The sequence below is a fragment of the Chitinophaga sp. GbtcB8 genome, from assembly GCF_019091455.1.
Taxonomy (GTDB): Bacteria; Bacteroidota; Bacteroidia; order Chitinophagales; family Chitinophagaceae; genus Chitinophaga.
Genome location: NZ_JAGXJN010000006.1, coordinates 89,611 through 107,999, shown reverse-complemented (window position 1 = coordinate 107,999; position 18,389 = coordinate 89,611). Strand labels below are relative to the sequence as shown.

Below are 18,389 nucleotides of genomic sequence, written 5' to 3'. Positions count from 1 at the left end.
AATGAAAAAGAAATACACCGTTACAGACAGGCTGATAACGATCATAACCGGGTGGATGGCAGGCATTATTGTTATTGCACTCGCCGTTTGGGGCATTTACACCATATGGGGCTATTATACTTACGAGCAAACCAATGATGCGCAGGTTGAGGAATATATTAACCCGGTAATTTCAAGAGCAGGCGGTTTTATTGTTGCCGTAAAATTCGAGGAAAATCAGCTTGTTAAAAAAGGTGATACGCTGCTGATCATTGACAACCGGGAATATATACTGCAACAGCAGCAGACCGAAGCCTCCATTCAAAAATCCGAAGCGCAGCTGCAGGTATTGGAAAGTGTTTCCCATACCCTGGAAAAAACGGCCAGCGCTTCCAAAGCACAGATCACGGCCAACCAGGCAAAGGTCTGGAAACAGCAGCTGGACTACGACCGCTACCAGCAGCTCTATAATGAAGAATCGGCCACCAAACAACAGCTGGAAAACATGAAGGCAACACTGGACGTTAACACCAGTGATTTCCAGTCAGCGCAGGACAATTATGATGCAGCCACTTCCCGTATTGAAGACATTAAAGCGGAAAAAGTGGTGGTGGCCGCAGAAATTGCCCGGTTAAAAGCCTTGCTGGACCGGCACAAGCTGGATGTAAGCTATACGGTTATCACCGCATCCTACAATGGGCGGATGGGAAGACGCACTGTGGAAGCAGGGCAAATGATAGATGCAGGTGAAACACTTGCCTTCATTGTAAATGACGAAACGGATAAATGGGTAGTAGCCAATTACAAGGAAACGCAGGTAGGCCATATGCGTATAGGCGATTCCGTTAAAGTGATTGCAGATGCTTACCCCGGGCGGCAATTTAAAGGAACTATTATTTCACTGTCGCCCGCTACCGGTTCCAGCTTTTCACTGCTGCCGCCGGATAACTCTACCGGTAACTATGTCAAAATTGTGCAGCGTGTACCGGTGCGCATCCGGATCGATGGTAACCGGAAGGATATAGCTATGCTGAAAGCCGGCATGAACGTGAATGTTTATACGCCCAAAGGCCAGCATCATGAATAACACCGTTCCTATATTCCGGGACTGGGCGCCTGAATGGCTGATAAAGATCATTTTGTTCCTGGTGCTGCTGCCCAGCATAGTGCTGTTCTTTCTGCCGCTGGCCAATATCAATGCAGCAGCAGGTTATTATGGCAGCGAGCCTGCGGATATACAATTTGCCGTAGCACTTTTTTATGCGGGTTATGTTGGCTTTTATAGCCTGGAACGCCGTTTCTTTAGCTACCTGGCCACCCGGGAGTATTTCATCCTGTTCACCTTCCTGCAAATACTCACCAGCCTTGTCTGCTATCATACCCATGAGCTGTATATCCTGTTCCCGGTACGTTTTATCCAGGGTATGCTGTTCTCCAGCACGGTGAACCTTTCCCTGGCCCTGATGTTTACCCGCCTGCGCAGCGAACGGGCAAGAGAGGTGAGCTTTTCCGTGTTCTTCGGATTGCTGCTGTGCGCCATGCCGTTCAACAATTTTGTAACCGCCGACCTGGTTGACGCATATAATTTCAATATTGTTTATAAAGGCGCGCTGTTCTCTTACATGCCCTGCCTGATCCTGTTACTGCTAACCATGAACAATGTGCGGTTAAATGTGCGCTTCCCATTGTATAAGCTGGACTGGCAAAGCTTTACCCTGTACAGTATTATGCTTTGCCTGTGCGGTTATATTATGATCTATGGACAGGAATATTACTGGCTGGAAGATCCCCGTATAAGGTACAGCGTTATAGCTATTGCCGGACTGGCCGCTTTATATATACTGCGGCAGAAAGCCATGAAACGCCCCTATATTGATCTGCGCACACTCCGGTTCCGCAATTTCAGAATAGGGCTGCTGGTACTGTTTGTAATGTATATCTGCCGTTTTGCTTCCGGCATCACCAACAGCTTCTTTGCAACGGTACTCCGTTTTGATCCTATGCATGTTTCCTATATTAACCTGCTGAACCTTGCGGGGCTGGTTGCGGGCGTGGTGATAGCCTGCTGTATGATCCTCCAGCAAAAGCGGATACGTTATGTATGGCTGCCGGGATTCCTGCTGTTGCTGGTTTTTCATATGCGCATGTACTTTCTTTTTGATGTGCAGGCTGATGAGCACAACTATCTTATTCCATTATTTATCCAGGGCCTTGGTGTAGGAATGATCATGGTGCCTACGATTGTTTACTCCATTTCTTCCGTGCCGGTATCATCAGGCGCCTCCGCTTCGGCCATTTGCCTTGCCATACGTTACCTGGGCTTTTGCGTTAGCATTGGCATCATCAATTATTTTGAGCTCTTTGAAAGAAGCCGGCATTACAATGCATTCCAGGATCACCTGACTAAAATTGACCCGGTGGTACGGCAAAACTTTCACACGCAATCCAGGCATTTGATGGCAAAAGGAATGCCGCCAGGGCAGGCGGTAAAAGCATCCCACAAATTATTGGTGCAGGGTATTAACGGGCAGGGGCAGCTCCGGTTTGCAATGGATTATTATGAGCTGATGTGCTGGCTCATTGTAGGCACGCTGCTGCTCATTGCCCTCTTCCCATACTTGAACAGGACCGTAGTTTATTTAAGATCGCGGAGCCTTTCCCCGGCATAAGCTCCGTCGTTATCGCCCCCTTAAATTGACGCGTTTAACCCTGCTTTAAACGTACGGATCGGAGTACCTTCGATCTAAATCATAATATCATGGAAACAGCAATAGTTAGTAACAGGATGCTGGGGATAATAGCCCTGTATGATCTGCAAACTCCTTTTTTCAATAATGTGCTGGATGAAATTTCAGATGAAGATGCCCATAACCGCCTGAACACAAAAGCTAATCACGTTGAATGGCTGGCCGGGAGCCTGGTACAGCAACGGTTTGACCTGGCGGAAATGTTTGGCGCAACAGGGCATAAACAGGCTGCCTACGATCTTTTTAAAGAGAATAAAGGCATTCAGGAAGGCGTTACCTATCCCTCACTGGAATCGTACAAAAAAGACTGGGCGTATATTGCTCCTATTTGCAGGGAAGCACTTGCCAAAGCCAGCGATGAAAAGCTGAACAGCATGTTTGAAATGCCCGGTATGCAATTTCCTTTTTTTGACATGATCACTTTTTCCATGTACCGGGAAGCCAATTGTATAGGGCAAATCGCATTATACCGCCGGTTATTGGGATACGGGGCTATGAAGTATATGTAAGATTACTCTCTTTCCGCCATTTGAGCCTTTAATATTTTCTTAGGTGCGGGCATTATTTCAAGGTGTTCACTCAGCTTTCGCCCCCGATGATGCCCGTACCTTTAGCCTGGTCTTTAAAACAATCTCCTTCACAACCCCAGCCCCGTTCTCCGCATCCAGCCTGTCCAGCAACAGGCTGATGACCTTGTGCGCGATCTTCTCGATAGGCTGCGCAATAGCCGTTACCGGCGTTGCAAACAGCTCAAAAATGTCATGGTCATCAAAGGAGATCACGGCCAGGTCCTGCGGCACCTTCATCTTCAGCTGTGTCATGGCTTTTAGTCCGCATGCGCCGGCCTGCACTGCTCCAAACAGCACCGCATCCAGTTTCGGGTTCGCTACCAGGAAGTCCTTCACCGTTTGCACCATTACTTTTTCATCCGGCGTAAAATCTATTTCCAGCACATAAGGTTTCCACCCTTCTTCTCTAAGGGCAGTTCTATATCCCTTCATACGCCCTTTCATTTGTGTGAGGGACGATGAGAACGTAATAAATCCAATATTCCGGTACCCCTGCCTCAGCAGGTAACGGGTAGCATTTTCCGCGCTAAACTCATTATCAATAACTACATAATCCGTCTTCACTTTTGCCAGGTAGCGGTCAAACATTACCACCGGCATGCCGGCTTTGATCAGCTCATTGATCTCCTTTTCTACCCCTGGCGGCGGAGAAATAATATAGCCGTCCACGTTCCTTTCCCGCAGCACGTTGATCAGCTCTTTCGTTTTTTCCGTATCATTATCCGTACTGCAATAAATGATCCTGTAGCCTTCCTTATAAGCCTCGTTCTCAATTAAACGGGCAATGGTAGCGAAAAAGGGATCGGAGATGCTTTCCACCATCAGACCGATGATATGCGACTTCCCTGTTCTTAATCCACGGGCAATAGAGCTGGGTCTGTACCCCACCTCCTGTATATACTTCTCCACACGCTCCACCAGCTCCCCGCTGATCCTTTTCTCCTGCGCCCTTCCGTTCAGGATAAAAGATACAGCCGTCTTGGATATACTCAGGTCCTTTGCGATATCCTTGATTCTTAGTTTCTTCACAAGAGGTTATTTAAGATCAAAAATGAATTAAAATTTAGCCAGCCTTGGATAGCTGTATCCGAAAAGCAATATCACCCCGTAACAAACAATTGGAAGATAATATGCCTCCGCCACGCTATGATTAGCAATGAGGCCCATAAGCGGTGGAAAGATGCCGCCGCCTACCACGCCCATTACAATAAAGGAAGAAGCCTGCTGCGTATGCCTTCCCAGGTCCTTCAGCCCCAGGCTAAAGATGGTAGGGAACATAATGCTGAAAAAGAAGTTGATCATGATCAGGGCAATGAACGAGATCCAGCCAAGCTGCTGCGCCACGATAATACACATCAGTATATTCATGCCCGCAAAAACCGCCAGCAGCTTATACGGCGCTATAAAACGCATTAAGGCTGTACCGGCAAAACGCCCGGCCATCAACATCACCATACTCAATGAAAAGAAATACCCCGACTTTTCATCACTCAGCTCCATTACATCATGCCCATAGTTTATGAAATAAGCCCAGGTACCTCCCTGTGCCGCCACATTAAAGAACTGGGCCACTGCAGCAAATACAAAATGCTTGCGCCGGAGCAGCTGTTTTATATTGCCCGCGCCACCATCACTTACAGCATGCGCGGTATGGAGCGAAGGTATTTTAATAAACAGGAAAGCAAGCCCCAGCAAAACAATTACAATCCCTATCACCATATACAGATCCCTCACAGCCAGCAGGTCGCCTGAATGCTCCTGCCCTGCTTTCAGGATACAATAGCTGCCAATGGCCGGGCCTATCACGCCTCCCAGCCCATTGAACGACTGCGAAAAATTGATCCGCTGATCACTGGTACGCTGGTCGCCAAGAGCCGCTATCAAAGGATGTGCAACCGTTTCCAGGGTTGCCAGCCCGCAGGCCAGCACAAACAGCGCAAACCTGAAAAAATTAAAAGAAACTGCTTCTGCTGCCGGAATAAACAGGAATGCTCCCAGCGCATACAATCCAAGCCCCAGCAAAATGCCTTTCTTATAGCCGAACCGCTTCATGAAAGCGCCTGCTGGTATGCCCATTACAGCATAAGCGCCAAACAGTGACAGCTGCACCAGTCCTGAACGTGATTTCGAGATGTGCAGCACATGCTGAAAATGCCGGTTCAATACATCACCCAGCGTGAGCGCTACCCCCCAGCAGAAGAACAGGGAGGTTACAAATAATAACACCGTCAGGTATCTTCTCTCTGTGAAATTTGCCTGGTCGCTCATCTTATCTCAGTTTATTCATTCCTTTTCATTGGCTACCACTACCGCTACTCTCCCATCCGCACAGCCATAATAAAGGAAACATTTATTCCTGAACAACACAAGTTCTTCTATAAAAACCATAATCCTCATCTCTTAATTGATCGCTGTTAGTGAAAAAGGACGGTCTTCCGGAGCGCCTCCCCGTTGTAAAGCAGGCTTGGGGCCCATTACCAGGTGCAGCACACCGCCTTTTATAATATCCGCATGGGAGATCCAGTTAAACGTGTAAGGCTGCCCGTTAAGGGTGGCCGACTGGATATATACGTTCTCCGGGCTGTTATGTTCCGCTTCCACTACAAACTGTTTTCCATTTTCCAGGGTGATGGTCATTTTAGGGAACAATGGGCTGCCGATCACATACTGATCCGTGCCGGGGCACACGCTGTAAAAACCTGCAGCGCTGAGCACATACCAGGATGACATCTGCCCCTGGTCCTCATCGCCCGGATAACCGTTCTCCGTAGCATTGTACATATTTTGCATGATCTGCCGTACATGCCATTGCGCTTTCCAGGGCTGCCCGGCATAATTATACAGGTATACCAGGTGATGGATGGGCTCATTGCCCTGCGCATATTGTCCCATCTTAAAAGCCGCCATTTCTGTCATTTCATGGATCACCTGCCCGTATCCTCCTACTTTGATGGTGCCAGGCACACTGAAAACCGAATCTATTTTAGCAGTAAAATTTGTTTCACCGCCCATGAGGTTAATCAGTCCCTGCACATCATGAAACACAGACCAGGTCCAGTGCCAGGCATTGCCCTCTGTATAAGGACCGCCCCAGTCCAGCGGATCAAAAGGTGTGATCCATTTGCCTTCCTCATCCTTTGCACGCATAAAACCTGTAGCAGTATCATACAGATTTTTGTAATTGTACATTTGCCTGCTAAAAATTTGCTCGTAAAAAGGCTGTCCCGTTGCTTTTGCCAGCTGATACCCGCAAAAGTCATCATAGGCAAATTCCAGTGTCCAGGAAGAAGCGCCCAGCGTTTGCTGTGAATAAGGCACATACCCCAGCTGGTAATATTCCTTCCATCCCGGCCTGCCGTTAGCGCTGCCCCAGGGGCCTTTATTGGTGGCCTCATGTAAATAAGCCTTCAGCGCCTGTTGCGGGTCAAAAGTGCGGATACCTTTTACCCATGCATCTGTAAGCAGGGAAATAGCATGATTGCCCAGCATACCACCGGTTTCCCCCGGGAACGACCATGCAGGCAGCCAGCCGCATTGCAGCTGCGCATCCAGCAGCGCCTGTACATAATGCCCCTGCATAGCGGGATGCAGGATGGTATTCAACGGGAACTGGCCCCTGAAGGTATCCCAGAACCCGTTATCCGTGTACATATACCCGTTATGCACCTTTCCATCATAAGGGCTGTAATAATAAGGCTGCCCATCCTTCCCATATTCAAAGAACTGGTGGGAGAACAGGTTGGCATGATATAAACAGGAATAAAAAGTTGCTTTCCCTTCCTCTGTTGCTCCTTCTATCTTCATCCGGCCCAGCAAGGTATTCCAGATCTTATCTGCAGCACGGTGTGTATCTTCAAATTTCGTATAACCTCCCAGCTCACGCTGTAAGGTAAGGGCTGCCTGCTCAGAACTGATATAGGAAGATGCCACTTTTGCCTCCACCTGCTGTCCTGCTGCAAATTCAATATAAGCACCTGCCCCTTCTCCTTCCGCAGCCACACTATCCGCATGTATGGTATTATGCCTGTTCTCCCAGGTACCATAACTTTTAAAAGGCTTATTAAAAGTGATCTCAAAATAGTTGCGAAAGTTCTGTGGCGCCCAGCGGCAATTATTTACATAACCGGTAATTTTCTGCGCGCTGGGATCAATCTTCACCTGGCTCATTTTCGTATAGCCATCCAGTATAAGGATGGACTTTTTACCTTTGGGATAAGTGAACCGGAGGTGTGCCCCTCTTTCTGTGGGAGAGATCTCTGTTTTTATACCATTATCGAAAACTACCTTATAATACCCGGGCTGGGCAACCTCCTGCTCATGCCTGAACGACGCTGCCCGTTTATCCTCATCCACCACAAGCTCACCTGCTTCCGGGAAAAGCGAAAAAACAGCATAGTCATTCACCCAGGAGCTGCACTGGTGCGATTGCTGAAAGCCACGGATGGTATGCACAAAATACTGGTACTTCCAGCCATCGCCGTTCTTACCTGTTTGCGGTGTCCAGGTATTCATACCAAATGGCAGCGCCGTTGCAGGATAGGTATTACCATAGGAAAATTCATATTTGCTGTTGGTACCCTGCCTGGTATTCACGTACTGCACCAGGTTATCCTGGCCAAAGCCCGGCAGCATAGCGACCATAACCAGGGCCAGGCTTACGAATAAATGCTTCATCCCCGTTATGTTACTTTAGCGAATTAATTTTTAGCCTGATGAACCTTGGACGATATAAATGAGGATGCTTTTGCAGATCTTTTAAGAACTCCACTGAATTTACATTGTAGCTAATGAGCAGCTCCCCTGGCGCTGAAAGGGCCGGATGTGCTTTAGCATTATACATTACATACGTTTTTTCTTCTGCATCACTGCTGCAATCCCATAACCTGGTAACCGGCCCGAAAGGCCCTACAGGACTGGCGCCTATGCGCATGCTGATGTGAGTGCCCATTCCTCCTTCCTGGAATACCAGGATATAACGTCCATCTCCCAACGGAGAAAGGCTCAATTCATTTGACACCTTATCCGTTGCATCTGCCGCCTTGCTCATTTCCTTATTCCAGCCAGCGCCATCCCAGAAACGCCACTGGTCAAACTTATCAAAAGCAGCGGGCTTTACCCTGGCTACCACCATTTGTTTTGCCATGCCATGTACCCCATATACATACACGTAACCATCCGGTGCAGGCGCACCAGCTTTGGCGGTATTTACAAAAATGCCTGCACCGTAAGAGCCGGTATGCCCGTCTTTATCCTTGAAAAACAAAGGCGTATCCATTTCCTTATATCCTTTAAACGGGGGCTTGCTGCCTGCGGGGATCCTGATCAGCGTATTGCCTACTTCACGAAAGCCAAACGCTTCTTCAGATACGTTCCTGATCCGGTAACCAAAAATATAAAGGGTATTATCCTGCTCCTGGTTCACAAAACCATCGCCCAGCCAGTAGTAATCTGTTTTCCCGGTTTTGGGGGTATGCGGATCAAACGCTGATATTGCCTCTCCTTTTTCATTAACATCCCATGCAAAATGCATTTTGTTGCTATCCGGTAAATGCCCCTTCAGCGTAGCCACACTATTATGGATCATCCTGGAACCCGGCAGCAGCGAGTCATTCACAATGCTGCCGATCATGGAATCACTGAATATAAAAAGCAGGCTATCCGATGCCTGATGCTCCCTGCCATTAAACGGGATGGTGTAGATCCCATCGCCCCCAAACCATCCGTTATTCCGGATAAAAAGCGCTGACCATTCCGGGGCTTCCTCTACCTTAAACTGCGGTGGTGTAAGGTCCGGCGTTTGTGCGTGCACATGGAAAAGGAGTAACACACCTATTGCCGTAAACAACATTCGTTTCATATCCATGAAAATTTTTTACGTTGAAAAATAATACCTGCCACTCCGCCAGCAATAAACAGCAAGGCTATCATCTGTGCCTGGCTTAGCTGCATACCCCATACCGGGTACTTTGGCGTAATACGCAACAGCTCTATAAAAAACCGCTCTGCACCATTCAGTATAAGAAATAAAAAGAACATACCCCCTGGTGTTTTCAACCGTTTCCGCAGCATCCACATTATTCCAAACAACAGGATGCATAAGGCGGCTTCATAAAACGGTGTTGGATACACGCCAACGGGTAATACGTGGCAATGCTGCAACGTGCAGCCCGGAATATATACTCCTGCATCAATGGCATTATGCGGGTAGGTGGAAGCCCATGCCCATTGCGGCATCCAGGCCGGTTTAACATGCCCGTTCACAATGCCCCAGTCACCATCGCCGGATAGCTGACAGCCGATCCTTCCAATACCATAAGCCAGCATCATGCCCGGCGAACCTATATCCGCCATATGGATCAGCGGGATCTTATTCCGGTATCCTATATACAGGTAAGTTAAGGCGCCAAAGATCAAACCTCCATAATAAGTAAACCCGCTGCGTGACAACAATACTTCCAGCGGCTGGTACCACAGCTCCTGGAAATGCTCCGCTGCATCAAACAGCTTTGCCCCCAGGAAACCCCAGATGCCTACCATAAAAGTAATGAACGGCATCAGCTGGTAAGGATGAATATAACGAACTATTTCCTTTGGTTCCGCTAACCGGGAGCGCTGCCGGTCTATATATACCCATGCTCCCCAAACAAGGGCCAGGATAAGCCCTGCCACTATATTACCCTGCAAGGAAAGGAAACCCGGCGCAGGATCATCTCCACGTAAAAGAGCCAGCAATACATCCAGGCCCTTGTATCCCAACAGGAAGCCCAGGCCCGCATTCAGCAACAGTTCCGGCAGTGATGCCGGCAGCCCCTCCGTTTCCTTAACCGTTATTGCCCGGATAGTGCCATCAGCTTTCTTCCTTTTAAACTCCGCCACAAATACAACATAGGCCCCGGCAAATGCCAGGGCCATCAAGGTACCGAAGGTCTGTAGATTGACCTTTACGGATATAGGGAATAAATAGCTGACGAGGTCTCCTATAGTCGGGAACATACGGCATATTTTAAAGACTGATCTGCAGCCCCATTATCAGCACACGCTGGTTAATATACGCATCTCCGGCGGTATTGGTGCTGATCTCCGGATCCTGCTGGTATTTACGGTAGTTATCCCAGGTGAACAGGTTGTACGCGCTCATATAAAGCCGTACGCTGTTCAATTTGAAAGGTAACATCCGGGTCGGGAACTGGTAACCAATATCCACTGTTTTCAGGCGCACATAATGCGCATTCACCAGCCAGTAATCTGAAGGGTAATATGTAGGACTGTTCACAGATGACTTATTAGTAGTAAGCCTTGGATACCCTGCAGCGGCCGCATTCTCAGGCGTCCAGGATTCCAGGTGTACAGGCTGGAACTGCCCTATAAACGGCTCTATACCGGTGCCTGTAATAATAAAGCTATAGTTGAAAGAGCCCTGCAGCAGCACACTCACACTAAAGCCCTTGTAAGATGCCTGCAGATTTAAACCCAGGTTGGTATTAGGCAAATTAGGATGCCCGATAGCCCGCTGGTCAAAGATATTAATAAAGCCATCCCCGTTCAGGTCCTGGTATTTGAGATCGCCTGCATGTAATGGCAGCCCGTTATCCGGGATAGCTACTGTTTTATTACCGGCATTGCTGCCGCCATTTGCATTCTGATAGGTGGTTACATTTGCAAGATCCTGCTCGGTATAATACCCTAAAGAATGATACCCGAATGGCTGGTTCAGCGGCTGGCCGGTGCGTGCCAGCCAGGTGTATGCCGGCGCTGCTTCACTCTCATACAATATTTTATTCTTTGCATAGGAGAATACAAAGTTAGTTCCCCACTGTACATTGCCAATGCTGCTGTGATAACCTATCTGCCCGTCAAAGCCCTGGTTACGTGTACGCCCCACGTTTATAGCCGGCAACCCTACCCCAATAATATCAGGTACATTGTTAGGCACTATCAGCTGATCATAACGGATGTTACGGAATACCTCGATGGTAGCGGAAAGGCGGTTATCCTTCAGCATGTTCAGGTCCAGCGCAAGGTTGATTTCCCGCTGCTTTTCCCATACCACATTGCTGTTGGCCAGGTTGCCCTCATAAAACATGTTGTAATTAATGGGTGATTCCCCGAACGGATAATTATTGAGATTTTGAATGTAGTTCTGTGCATAGATATACCTGTTATTAGGCGCTGCATCTGAACCTACAATGCCATAGGAACCGCGGATCTTGAACAGCCCGAACACGGGGAAGGCTTCTTTAAAGAACTTTTCACCGGACAAATTATACCCGATGCCTATGGCAGGAAAAAGCCCAAAACGGTGGTTAGACGCAAACCGGTCCGTTCCGTTATAGGCGGCTTTCAGGTCCAATAAATACTTGCCGTCATATTCATAATTAGCAGATGCAGATACCCCCTGGAACTTTGCCGGCACGCCTACTGATGCGGGATCTAAATTATCATACGCATCAAAGGTCTGCGACTGCTGATTCAGCAATACCAGGCCGCTCACATGGTGTTTGGAATTAAAAGTGCGGTCATAATTGGAAAAGAGCTGCACATTGACATTGGTGGTATAAATATTTGTATTGCCGCTATAGTAAATATTCGGGAATACATAGGTACCGCCGGGATTCAGCAGGTAAGATTTACTGGCCGGATCATAGTGGTAAGATGGGATAGGCCCGTAGTTACCGGTACCCCGGGTATATTGCTCCTGGCTGGAATAAGCCACGCGCGCAGTCACAGACAATCCATCCGTAATAGCATTCAGCTGCTGGGTAGCATTGAACATAATGTTATAATCCGTACGTTTTGCATTCTGGTAACCACCGGTGGCCAGCCTAGCATTCAGGGTAGGCAAATGCCCGCTGTTGAACCGCGAGTAGGCGTAAGCGTAAGATCCATCCGGGTTCAGGAAGGGCGCTGTAAAAGGCGTTAAACGGCTAAAGTCAAACACCTCTGATAAGGCGCTGGCCGCACTCAGGTTAGGCGAGTTGGTGGTGGAAAAACGGGTGGTCACATCCAGCCGCAGGTCCAATGTTTTATTGGCCTTCAGATCCAGGTTAGACCTGAAATTATACCGCTTAAAATTGTAGTTGGTATTAACGTTGCCCCGCGGATCAGGGAAACTACGCACCAGTCCATTCTGGTTCAGCGCACCGCCGGAAATAAAGTATTTCACCACGTTATTACCACCGGAAATATCCAGGTTGGTATTTTGCTGGTAGCTGTACTGTTTAAAAATAGCATCATACCAATTCACATTGGGATGCCCGTAAGGATCCTGCCCGTTCTTAAACAGGTTAAGGTCATCCTGTGTAAATTCAGGGATCTGGCCATCATTTGCCTCCGCCTGGTTGATCAGGGTGGCAGACTGGTAGGCATCCAGGAATTTAGGGATCTTTGTAGGCGTTTGTATCCCACCTTCCACCCGCACATTGATCTGCGGCTTGCCCAGCTTACCACGGCGGGTAGTTACTACCAGCACCCCGTTTGCCCCCTTGATACCATAGATAGCAGTGGTAGAAGCATCTTTCAGCACAGAGATAGAAGAAATCTCATTCACATTGATCTGCTGCAGCTGGTCATAGGTGTACTCTACATCATCCACAATGATCAGGGGCTTATTGCCGGCTGGGTTCAGCGAGCTTACGCCCCGTATATAAAAGTCAGAAGCATCTTTTCCCGGCTGGCCTGATCCCTGCTGGGAAAAGAAGCCCGGCAGCCTTCCTGTTAATGCATTCTGCACATTGGCTGTTGGCACGTTCCTGATCTCCGCTGCGTTAATGGTGCTTACAGAACCGGTATTGGTAATACGGGTTGTTTTGCCATAACCTACCACCACTACTTCGCCCAGCGCCTGGTTATCTGAAGCCATGGTTACGTCGATACTCTTCTCCTCTCCTGCAACGTTCAGCTCCCGGGTTACATATCCCACGAAACGGAATATCAGCGTATTGGATCTGCCTTTTAACGTTACTCTGAACTTACCTCCGGCATCGGTAACCGCCCCGTTACCCGGCACATTCTTCTCGCCCACAGATACCCCGGGCAGCGGTCCCTGGAGATCCCGCACGGTGCCGGTGATAACGCGGTTCTGCGCCAGCAAATAACCGGGAATGATATTTATAATTATACAAATGAGCAGTATTATTTTCCGCATATCTGTTTGTTTATAATTTTAGGAATGCAATGGGTTTACTGTCCCGGATTTTGTTTCATATTCGGGTTCTTGGCCACCTCATTGTAAGGGATGGGATACAGATATTGACTTTCCTTAAACACCGTTGTGAGCACCGTAATGGGATTATAGGTAAAAGCGTTACCGCTCTTTACTACGGATACGCCCGTACGTGGCTGGTTCATAACGGTGCCGGCTATCTTCCACCTGCGGATATCAAAATACCGGTGCTCTTCAAAGGCAAACTCTATCCGCCATTCATTCTGAATAACAGCTCTCATCTGCTCCCGCGTCATACCAGGCGCCAGGCCATAGTTGCCGCCTGCCCCGGCCTCAATTCCTGCACGTGCCCTGATGGCATACAGCTGCTCATACACATCTGCCTGCGGCGCAGGTTCTGCTTCATTACGCGCCTCTGCATAGGCCAGCAGCACCTCTGCATACCGCATAATGATCCAGTCGGAAGAATGATTGCTGAAGGTGGCGGCAGCTTCAAAATTGCCCATGAACTTGCGCATGTAATAACCGCTTACTGTTTGCTGTAAAGAGGAATTAGGCTTGCTTTGCCCTCCTTCATATGTTTGTACCGTGCCGTTCAGCCATTTGGCGCCATTATAGAAAATGGTGGCGGTAAAGCGTGGATCACGTTTTACATCAGACAATACACTATAGGGATCAGATACCAGGTACCCGGAAGCCGGGTCTGTAATGGGCAGGCCGTTCTGCATGGGAAAAGCATCCACCAGCTCCTGCGTAGGGCTGGTATTGCCGGTGCCGCCTGCTGAAAACCCTACAGGGCTATTGCCTGTTTCAATACTGGTAGTGTTGTTCCCCGGCCGGATAAAAATGCGCTCACTGTTATTCTGATCCAGGAAAATGCCGGTAAAAGAAGTATGCAGGGCATAAGTATGCAGGTCTATCACATCTTTTGCAGCCTGTGCTGCCTGCACCCAGCGGTTTGCATCATAATTCGTATACCCGGTAAGGTTATTTGCATTATCAATATTGTTGCCGTTAAAGAGCGGGCTGGCAGCCAGCAGCAGGGCTTTCATCTTAAGGGTCATAGCGGCACCCTTTGTAACGCGGTAGTTATCTGCATCTGCTACCGGGGCTGTGAGCAGGCTATCCCTGATGGCATCACATTCCCCTGTGATATAAGATATACAATCTGCAAAGCTGCTGCGGGGAAGGCTAAGATCTTCTCCGATGTTATACACTTTATCGCCCAGCAGCGGTACGCCGCCATAACGCCTTACCAGCTCAAAGTAGAAATAGGCACGCAGGAACCGCGCTTCGCTTCTCCACACCTGGGCTGTTGTAGTGCCATTGGCAAGCCCTCCCTTTACCGGCACTACGCCAATGTTATTGATGAAAATATTGGCATTGCGGATCCCTGCCCAGAAAGATTCCGGTACGCCGGTACTATTAGGCGACTGCGAGAGATTGGTACCTTCCCAGAGATTCTCCGCACCCGGGAAATTGAAAGCAGTTACCGCATTGGTAGCGATGAGGGTAACCGGTATATTGCCGCCTGTTTTGGAAGATACTGCATCATCTGAGGCTGCATCCAGGTAATCACCGCCCACCCGGTTGTGGCCATTCTTGACAATGGCATAGATCCCATATAAGAACGACTGTGCATTTACCCCTGCAGAATCCAGCGGATCAAATACATAGTTACCGGTCACTTTGTCTACCGGGAACTGCTCATATTTTTTGCAAGCGCCCAAAATGACCGCCACCAGCAGGAAAACAGCTATTGTATGGATATAATGTCTTTGCATAGCTCAATCTCATTTATAACTTAATATTAACCCCGGCAGTTACCACTCTTTGTATAGGGTAGCTGGTGGGCATTACTTCCGGGTCCATCCCCTTAAATCCTGCCATGGTGAACAGGTTCTCGCCATCCAGGAATATCTTTAAACCGGAGATGCGGATCCTTCTCAGTAAACTATAAGGCAATGAATATCCCAGCTCCGCATTGCGCAAGCGTACATAGTTTCCATTCTTCAGGTAAAAGGTGGAGAACAGTGCGTTATTATTTGCCGCAGATACTGCCAGGCGTGAGAGCGTAGCCCTGTCTGCCGTTTCCGGCGTCCAGCGGCCCGTGGCGCTGGCATATGCCTGCCCGTTAGTAGTGGAATAATCCAGGCCAAAATGATCGATCACATTATTTTCTACGCTGATCTGCCGGTTGGCTACCCCCTGGATAATAACGCTGAAATTAAATCCCTTGTAATTAGCGCCCAGGGTTACACCGTAAAAAGCCAGCGGCTTACGGCCCCCGATGGTGGACTGGTCAAAGTAGTCAATAACTCCATCCCCGTTAAGATCTTTGTACTTGATATCACCGGGGCTGGGGGTATACCCTGCTATATGCGCGCTAGTGGCAGCATCATGCGCATCCTGGTAAAGCCCTAATGCCGTATAACCGTAGAAGGTACCTGATACCGGTAATCCTGTGCGGCTGTTCCAGGCGTATGGCGTTGCCAGCTCGTCGTTGTAAAGGATCTTTGAATAAGCCAGGCTGCCATTGGCTGTTACAAAGTAGTTGAAATTGCCTGCGTGGTTGTTATAGGTAAGGGACAGCTCTATACCCTGGTAAAGGTTCTTACCAATATTCTCCAACGGGTAAGCAGTACCTAACAGGGCGATGGAATTGCCGCGAAAGCCCAGCACATCCGAATAGCGGTCATGGTAATAATCAGCTGACAGCTGCAAATGATCATGCAGGAAAGAAATATCCGTACCAATATCCAGCTTATCGCCTTTTTCCCAGGTGATGTATGGATTAGCCAGGGTACCCTCATACTGGTAATACACATTGGTATAGCTGGTGCCTACCTGGTAATTCTTATTATTGTTGTTGGAAGAATATGTTTGTGAATAGGCGTAATACAGCGCTGCGTTCAGATCAATGTTTGCATTGCCTGTTCTTGCATAGGTAGCCCTCCATTTCCAGCCGCTGATCCAGGAAATATTATCTTTTATAAATGATTCACGCCCCATTTCCCAGCCCAGGCCTGCGCCATAGAACAGGCCCCACTGGCCGCCGGAAGGATAACGGTTATTTTTGCTGCCGATGAGCGTTGCATTTACAAAATACTTATTCTCATAATCGTACCCTGCCCTTAGACCAACATTCGTGGTGGTAGAAGCCAGGTCGTAGTTTGCCACAATAGACTTCACATCATATAATGCCTGTGCCGTTACATTACTTTTATTAAAGTGCCGGTCGTAGTTCAGGCTTAATTGTCCGAAGGACTGGCGGGAAGTGAATACTGTACGGAACTTATTGTTCTGCGCAGTGGTAGTGCCATAAATCAGATACTCATTATCCATCAGGCCATAGGAAGGGTTCTGCAGGCTCCTGTCCAGCGCTGTAATGGACTGGTAAGATAAATTCCCTTTCAGCTTTGCGCTTAGTCCGGGTAATACGCTATTCAGGTTATAATGCAGGTCTACATTCGCCAGGATATCATTGGTATTATTCTGTGTATACCCGGAGTACTGCGCCCTTGACAACAGGTTATTACTATAAGGGCCGTTATTACCGCCGGTATTATTACCGCCGAAAGTGCCGTTAGGATTATAGATGGGATAAGCGTTATTGGGTGTGGCATACAGTGCCGACAGCAGTGCATTGTAATCATTTCCAGGCTCCCGCGCATTCTGCACACGGCCAAACAATTGCAGGTCTACATCCAGGTTTTTATTAACCTGCACACCGATGTCGGAATTGATGATGTAACGTTTTAAGCTGTTGTTGGTATTATAAGTAATATCCGGGCTGGTTTTGAAGATCCCTTCCTGGTCAAAATAGCTCAGCGATACGGAATAGCGCGCTACATTCGTACCCCCGTTCACGTTCAGCTTATAATTGGAGATAGGAGAATAGTTCCGCAACAGGGTATTAAACCAGTTCACATCCGGATGACCAATAGGATCAGTATGGTTCCGGTAAGCATTGAAATCTTCCGCGCTATACAGTGCGGGCTTGCCGTCATTGGCCAGCGTTTCATTCAGCAGATAGGCGTACTGGTAGGCGGGCAGCGGCTTTGGCATGCCTAATGACTGCTGTACGCCTGATTGCGCAGTAAACGAAATACGCGGGCGTCCCAGCTCTCCCCTCCGGGTAGTGACCAGCACCACGGGGTGCGAGCTGTTATTGCCCAGCAATAAGGTGGAGAAACCATCTTTCAGCACTGAAATGGATTCGATGGATTCCGGATCAATAGAAGAGATCTCCCGCTGCACCCCGTCTATCACCGTGATAGGCGTTTGCCCGCGTACGCTCAGGGCAATCTCTGAATTATCTGTAGACCGGTTGTTATTGGAGCCTGCATTTACCAGTGTTTGTCCAATAACCTCGGGAGAAGATATTTCCTTTACATTGAAAGAGGTAAACCCGCTATTCTGTTTGGTGTACACACCGGACATCTGACCCGGGAACGCATATACGTACAGGGAAGCCGGCGTGGTGGTAAGCTGGTTGGTATAAATGGTGGATACCGCACCTGGCACGCGTGAACGGTCTACCCGCTCATATAACATGTTCACCTCCTTTGGCGATCTCAGGAAAGCATCTGTTAGCTGCACATCCAGGGCCTTTCCTGCTTTTACCGGTAATTCACGGGTATAGTAATCCTTATACGAAAACACGAGCATGACGCCTGCCGGCGCATTTATTTCAAAATGCCCGTTCTTATCTGTGAATACCGTATCTGCTTTATTTTTAACGCCCACCTTTACACCGGGCAAGGGTTCATTAAATTCATTCACAACAGTGCCATTTGCCCATCCCGGATGAGCAATGCCCTTTGTGGTGGTATCCTGTGATGACTGAAAGGCGCGCGTAGTATGCGGAAGCGCCAGCAGACAGGCTACACCGATCAGGCATATATTATAGTACCAATAGCGCATAGAATC

Annotated in this window: 11 protein-coding genes; 3 read left to right on the top strand and 8 right to left on the bottom strand. The window is 48.5% G+C overall.

Annotated elements, in window-relative coordinates:
- Position 1 precedes the first annotated feature (1 nt).
- The 3 genes from KVT36_RS08840 to KVT36_RS08830 all read left to right on the top strand — a co-directional run bounded on the left by KVT36_RS08840 (position 2) and on the right by KVT36_RS08830 (position 3,235).
- Positions 2 to 1,066 carry an HlyD family secretion protein gene (locus tag KVT36_RS08840; RefSeq protein WP_217603131.1) on the top strand — a complete coding sequence of 355 codons (1,065 nt, stop codon included), beginning with the start codon at positions 2 to 4 and terminating at the stop codon, positions 1,064 to 1,066.
- Positions 1,059 to 2,648, top strand: a complete 1,590-nt coding sequence (locus tag KVT36_RS08835; RefSeq protein ID WP_217603130.1) for a beta-carotene 15,15'-monooxygenase — start codon at positions 1,059 to 1,061, stop codon at positions 2,646 to 2,648. Before KVT36_RS08840 ends, KVT36_RS08835 begins: the two co-directional genes overlap by 8 nt.
- 89 nt (positions 2,649 to 2,737) lie before the next feature.
- Complete coding sequence (locus KVT36_RS08830) at positions 2,738 to 3,235, top strand: DinB family protein (protein ID WP_217603129.1); 498 nt, start codon at positions 2,738 to 2,740, stop codon at positions 3,233 to 3,235.
- Positions 3,236 to 3,301: 66 nt separating this feature from the next.
- Here KVT36_RS08830 and KVT36_RS08825 read toward each other — a convergent pair whose 3' ends face one another.
- The 8 genes from KVT36_RS08825 to KVT36_RS08790 all read right to left on the bottom strand — a co-directional run bounded on the left by KVT36_RS08825 (position 3,302) and on the right by KVT36_RS08790 (position 18,383).
- Positions 3,302 to 4,324, bottom strand: a complete 1,023-nt coding sequence (locus KVT36_RS08825; RefSeq protein ID WP_217603128.1) for a substrate-binding domain-containing protein — start codon at positions 4,322 to 4,324, stop codon at positions 3,302 to 3,304.
- A gap of 27 nt (positions 4,325 to 4,351) precedes the next feature.
- Entirely contained in the window at positions 4,352 to 5,563 is a 1,212-nt protein-coding gene (fucP, locus tag KVT36_RS08820; RefSeq protein ID WP_217603127.1) for an L-fucose:H+ symporter permease, read from the bottom strand.
- 132 nt (positions 5,564 to 5,695) lie between these two features.
- The gene (locus tag KVT36_RS08815; protein WP_217603126.1) at positions 5,696 to 7,969 is read right to left on the bottom strand and encodes a GH92 family glycosyl hydrolase; all 2,274 of its coding nucleotides are present in this window, start codon (positions 7,967 to 7,969) and stop codon (positions 5,696 to 5,698) included.
- 10 nt (positions 7,970 to 7,979) lie between these two features.
- A complete protein-coding gene (locus KVT36_RS08810; RefSeq protein ID WP_217603125.1) occupies positions 7,980 to 9,152 on the bottom strand; it encodes a DUF4185 domain-containing protein in 1,173 nt (390 codons plus the stop codon).
- Positions 9,149 to 10,288: a prolipoprotein diacylglyceryl transferase gene (locus KVT36_RS08805; RefSeq protein WP_217603124.1), complete on the bottom strand. Its 1,140-nt coding sequence runs from the start codon at positions 10,286 to 10,288 to the stop codon at positions 9,149 to 9,151. The genes KVT36_RS08810 and KVT36_RS08805 overlap by 4 nt, the downstream gene beginning before the upstream one ends.
- Positions 10,289 to 10,298: 10 nt before the next feature.
- Positions 10,299 to 13,439, bottom strand: coding sequence for a TonB-dependent receptor (locus KVT36_RS08800; RefSeq protein WP_217603123.1), 3,141 nt, complete (start codon positions 13,437 to 13,439; stop codon positions 10,299 to 10,301).
- Between the two features lie 35 nt (positions 13,440 to 13,474).
- Positions 13,475 to 15,241 (bottom strand): RagB/SusD family nutrient uptake outer membrane protein, encoded by a 1,767-nt coding sequence (locus KVT36_RS08795; RefSeq protein ID WP_217603122.1) that lies wholly within the window; start codon positions 15,239 to 15,241, stop codon positions 13,475 to 13,477.
- A 13-nt stretch (positions 15,242 to 15,254) separates the two neighbouring features.
- Positions 15,255 to 18,383 (bottom strand): SusC/RagA family TonB-linked outer membrane protein, encoded by a 3,129-nt coding sequence (locus KVT36_RS08790; RefSeq protein ID WP_217603121.1) that lies wholly within the window; start codon positions 18,381 to 18,383, stop codon positions 15,255 to 15,257.
- Positions 18,384 to 18,389: the final 6 nt, after the last annotated feature.